Origin of the sequence: Paenibacillus campinasensis, from assembly GCF_002272015.1 — a bacterium.
Taxonomy (GTDB): Bacteria; Bacillota; Bacilli; order Paenibacillales; family Paenibacillaceae; genus Paenibacillus_AQ; species Paenibacillus_AQ campinasensis.
Window position 1 is genome coordinate 1 of sequence record NZ_NPBY01000056.1, and the last position, 4,771, is coordinate 4,771.

At 48.8% G+C, this 4,771-nt stretch carries 6 protein-coding genes; 2 read left to right on the plus strand and 4 right to left on the minus strand.

What is annotated here, in order from left to right; translation table 11 throughout:
* Both CHH67_RS17680 and CHH67_RS17685 read left to right on the plus strand, forming a co-directional pair.
* A partial coding sequence (locus CHH67_RS17680) for an RNA polymerase sigma factor (protein ID WP_144029277.1) occupies positions 1–350 on the plus strand: 350 nt, incomplete at its 5' end.
* Complete coding sequence (locus CHH67_RS17685; protein ID WP_095266528.1) at positions 331–1,134, plus strand: DUF4367 domain-containing protein; 804 nt, start codon at positions 331–333, stop codon at positions 1,132–1,134. The genes CHH67_RS17680 and CHH67_RS17685, both read left to right, overlap by 20 nt.
* A 157-nt stretch (positions 1,135–1,291) precedes the next feature.
* Here the strand turns inward: CHH67_RS17685 and CHH67_RS17690 are convergent, their stop codons facing one another.
* The 4 genes from CHH67_RS17690 to CHH67_RS17705 form a co-directional block, all read right to left on the minus strand.
* Positions 1,292–1,789 (minus strand): hypothetical protein, encoded by a 498-nt coding sequence (locus CHH67_RS17690; RefSeq protein WP_095266529.1) that lies wholly within the window; start codon positions 1,787–1,789, stop codon positions 1,292–1,294.
* Between the two features lie 169 nt (positions 1,790–1,958).
* Positions 1,959–3,272: a hemolysin family protein gene (locus CHH67_RS17695; RefSeq protein ID WP_095266530.1), complete on the minus strand. Its 1,314-nt coding sequence runs from the start codon at positions 3,270–3,272 to the stop codon at positions 1,959–1,961.
* A 398-nt stretch (positions 3,273–3,670) separates the two neighbouring features.
* A complete protein-coding gene (gene gerQ / locus CHH67_RS17700; RefSeq protein WP_095266531.1) occupies positions 3,671–4,096 on the minus strand; it encodes a spore coat protein GerQ in 426 nt (141 codons plus the stop codon).
* 54 nt (positions 4,097–4,150) lie between these two features.
* The gene (locus tag CHH67_RS17705; RefSeq protein ID WP_095266532.1) at positions 4,151–4,573 is read right to left on the minus strand and encodes a cell wall hydrolase; all 423 of its coding nucleotides are present in this window, start codon (positions 4,571–4,573) and stop codon (positions 4,151–4,153) included.
* Positions 4,574–4,771: the final 198 nt, after the last annotated feature.

The following is a 4,771-nucleotide window of genomic DNA, read 5'->3' on the forward strand; positions in this document are numbered from 1 at the left end:
ACTCAACGATGAATTATTTAAGAAAAAATAAAAAATACCGTAACCAAATCGATGTTGAGCGTGTTTTTATTAATGAAGAGCAAATGGTTGTTTCTTCCATTAATGTAGAACAACAGGTGGAGTCCAACATGTTGGAGGAATCCATCGAGCAGTATTTGCACCAGCTCAAGCCGGAATATCGCATTCTGATTGAATATCGCTGGAAGCATGGCCTGTCCTACCGGGAAATCGGGGAACTGCTCGGCATCCGGGAAGATATCGTGAAGCAGCGGCTGTTCCGGGCCAGGGAATCTGTGAAGAAGATGCTGTATAGAGAGTGGGGTGAATTGGATGAGCAACGAAAAATATGAAGGTAGCTTTGACGAACAGTTTGATCAAGCATTTGAACGCGCAGCATCTCGTTCTTCAATAGCTGCAGATGAAGAATCGAAACGGCAATCATGGCAGCAGGTCAAGCAGCAACTTGATCAGCTTAAACGTAAGAAGCAGCGCCGCCGCCGCTTTCGGCTTACCGGTATTGTTGCGGCTTCCGTTGCAATCGGGGCATTTCTATTCTCCCCGCCCACTATGACGCAGGCGGTAACTCCCTTTTACCAGCAGATCAAGAATTGGGGGGACGGTGTTGTCAATATGATGTTCGGACGGCAAAGCCCGGCCCCTGAACACGGTGCAGTCACAGCGCCGCCGCCGGATATGGTTCAGCATCACGGACAGTCGGATGAAGATGTATTTGTTGAGGAATTGACAACCGAGTATCATCATCTGACAGAAGCGCAGATCAAGGAACGACTGGCATTTCCGCTTCCCGAGTTCGGGTATATGCCTGAAGGATATGTGCTGGATGAGATGAGCGCCCTTGGCTCCGCTCAGGAGGAGCCGGTGTATGATCTGGCGCTTCATTATGCGAATGGTGACCAACGTCTATATGTGCATCTGTACAGTCTGGACAACTCGGCTTCGGTAGCACTGCCAGGTGAAGTAACGAGCCAGCTGAAGCTCGATTCCGGCATTGAGGCTGCCTTCAGCGAAGGGCGTTATAACAGCCTCAAATTCATGATGAACGAAGTGGTGTACTTTATCATCGGGGATGTGAGCAAGGAAGAGCTGGTCAAGATCGCCAACAATATCCAATAAGCAGCTTCCATTAGCCACCAACTATTATCGGGAACCGAGAGCGGACAATATGTACGCGAGCCAGACTGCCGCTACCTGAATCATAGAGGCATCGGATTATATAAAGACACAGGGCTGCCCCGGAAGGGGCAGCCCTGCTGCTTCATGCCATCTGAAATTATAGAGGAATAAGGACAGAATTCGTGTAGTATGTAGCTGATTCGTAAGTCCCGCCATGGTTCACCCAGTGTACGGTATGCGCCCGGTAATAGTACCCTGGGGACACACTCCATGTCCGTAGTCCATCGTAAGAGCTTCTGCTGGACACACTGTCGGAGAAACTGGCAATATTGATCCATTCCGTGCCTGTCCAGCGCTGGAGGTTGTAGTTGACCCCTACTGAATTAACCGTCTGATAAGCATAGGTTCTGGCAGTAACCTGAACCTGGTTGGATCCGGCTTGTCGGATCGTAGAAGATCCATGCGATAAATACAGGTTCGCGTTCAATGCTGCGAACGGAACAAATTCCGCCTCTACTGGCGGCGGAGATGTCAAGGCGCCTGGTGCTAAGTCTGAAGCTGAATCCGCAAACGCCCCTCCGGTCAGAGATAAACTCAACAGTACACTGAGAGCCACCGATGAGACTATGCGTGTATGATTCCGCACTTTGGACATAACATCACCCTTCTTTCATTAATAGGAACATCCATATTTTAACATCCTTATTCGACGAAAAAGTATCTATTCTTTCATTATTTGATATAAATATTGAAACTAATTTAATATAAAAAAGAAAGATCGACATAAAATGTCAATCTTTCTCATCGATTCCATCCACAGCAATCTATGCTCCCGCTTCTTCCTGCAGCATCTGCTGTCTTGTCACCCGGATTCGGGATATGCGTTTGTTATCCGTCTCCTCTACCTCGAACAGACAATCCTCATACAAGATGGACTGCCCTTTCTGCGGCAATAATACTTCAAGACGGGAAGACAACCATCCTCCGATGGTATCATAATCATCTGTATCCACATGGAGACCTAGACGGTCATTAATTTCATCAATCAGCATCAATCCGTCAATGGAGAACTCGTCTTCACCAATCTGCTCGAAACCTTCCCGCTCCTCGTCAAATTCATCCTGAATCTCGCCGACAATCTCCTCCATAATGTCCTCCAGGGTCACCAGGCCGGAGGTGCCGCCGTATTCGTCAATCAGAATGGCGATCTGCGTCTTGCTGCGCTGCATTCTTCTCAGCAGCTCGCTGATCTTCATCGACTCGGGAACAGCCAGAATCGGGCGAATCAATGAAATCTGGTTATGCGCCAGTCCGCGCATCAGATCCTTGATATGAACAAAACCGATAATATGGTCCTTGTCTTCATCACATACCGGATAACGGGTTCGCATGCCTTCTTGCGCAATCTTCATATTCTCTTCCAAGGACAGATTATTGTATAAACAGATCATATCGGTTCGGGGAATCATGACTTCACGTGCGGTCGTATCGGCAAACTCAAAGATGTTGTCAACAAGCGCCATCTCCGTGTTGTCAATCAGCCCGCTTTCGTTGCTTTCCTTCATCATATCCCGCAGTTCTTCCTCCGTATGCACATTGCGTTCCACGACGCGCTGCATCCGGAATAAGCTCAGCAGTCCGCCGGATAGCCCATTGACCAGCCACAACAGCGGCGACATGCCTTTATAGAACAGGTTCAGCGGAATCGCAGACAACAGCGTAATGCGCTCCGCCTTGTGAGCCGCCACCGATTTCGGGGCCAGCACGCCAAACACGACATGAATCAGTGATATAAGCATAAATGCAATAACCAGGGATATGATATGGATGAGCGTCTCGCTCCATCCAAGCCCGCCAAACCATGGCGTAATCATGGCAAAAATCGTTCTTTCGGCGATCCAGCCAAGTCCAAGCGTAACTAGCGTAATGCCCAATTGGCATGCGGACAGCACACGGTCAAGATTTTGCAGAATGCCCTGCGCAAATCGGGCTCTCCGATGCCCTTCCTCGGCCAGTGCATCAATCCGGCTTCCCTTCACTTTCACGAAGGCCAGCTCTGCCGATACAAAAAAACCGTTCAAAAATACAAGTAAAAACACCAAGAATAAACTTAATAAACTCGGTAAGGGGTCACTCAATAGATCTCCTATCCGCCATGCAACATGCCATGACGAATAGGATCACCTCCTTCGATTGTTAAAAATTTGTGAAGCGATCACACATTGCAGCGTATCCGAACCGCGCATCAACTTCCCAATGAAATCATCTCCTTGTCTTATTTGAGACGTATACAAGCTATATAAATAATTATATAGAACTACGATACACAGTCAAACTTTGTCTTATGACATAAAAACGCGTTGTTAGCGGCTATTTTTTGAATACCTGGGTTTAGCCCCTGATATCGCCGAATTGATATAGTCTATGAAATGAGCGGCTTGAAGGTTTCGTATAGCGTCCGGATTGCACATAAAATGCTCGTATGTACGGAAAAACTCCGAATAGATCGCTATCCGGAGTTCGGCTTGATTGGGGATTATCTTCCGCCCTGAGTGCCTACATGGCCAGGGTATTGGTAAGTAAGCGGCTCGTCGAACACGACGTAGTCCAGATTGACCATCAGCAGAATGACACGTCTTCCTGTCTGGCGCTCGCTGATAATAATGTGATCTCTGCCGGCAGCTTCGATGATGCCTGTGAACACTTTGGCATTCCACTGGCTGTTGTTCTCGTAGGTCATGTAGAAGGTGCCCTGCTTGCCGAGGTTCAGGCGCAAAATGTTCTCAATGTAAGATTGCTCGAATTGCTGGGTTGGCAGCACCGCACCACCAGGGGTAATCGGGGCTCCGCTTGGCACCTGCGGCGGGACATTGCCGGCATAGCCGGCGACGGACCGCTGAGGAACGCCGGGATAACGCACCTGATTGACAAAATGAACCGGGGGAACACTGTGGTTGTACATAAAACTGGATTACCTCCTTGTCATATCTTTCGCATGAAGCGGTTGTTCAAGCCATTAATAAACGGCAGGACAATCTTCGTAAGTCGGGATGAAGAAGCAATGCGCCTTAAATCGGCCGGAATGCTGCTGATTGTACCAGGTAGGAGGACAATCGCCCACCGGGCGAAAGAACCACAGCGCGTTGGAGGCCGGCCAGATTCGCTCGCCGTTAATGACTCTCTGGGCCAGCTCTTTGTCCCGCTCCCTTGCCTTCTGGTAAAAGTACCCCTTCTGCGTGGCCTCGAATCCGCCCGGACTCTGGTATACCATATCCCTCATGCTGCGGATATCCATAAAATCAAGGCAATTGGAACGGATGCGGTTCACGCCAACATTGCCGACCATGAGCATTCCCTGCTCTCCCTCGCCTTCCGCCTCTGCCCGGATCAGTCTTGCCAGAAGATCAATATCACTTGAATTTGCTTTGATAACAGCCACAATAACTCCCTCCACTTCCTTGACTTCACCACTGTATCGTATGTGCATTTGCCTAGCGGGGTGACGATGAGCGAAGGGATTTTTTTCACTGCTCTATACATACGAGGAGGCAGGGGATGAAATACATATAAGCGAAAGATTTTTACAAAAAAACAGCGCGGCATCATAAGTCAGGCTGCTGTGAAAGCATGCAAAAAA

Coding starts and splice junctions, on each gene's coding strand:
- CHH67_RS17685 (WP_095266528.1), top strand. CDS start 331: ATGAGCAACGAAAAATATGAAGGTAGCTTTGACGAACAGTTTGATCAA.
- CHH67_RS17690 (WP_095266529.1), bottom strand. CDS start 1,789: ATGTCCAAAGTGCGGAATCATACACGCATAGTCTCATCGGTGGCTCTC.
- gerQ (WP_095266531.1), bottom strand. CDS start 4,096: ATGTACAACCACAGTGTTCCCCCGGTTCATTTTGTCAATCAGGTGCGT.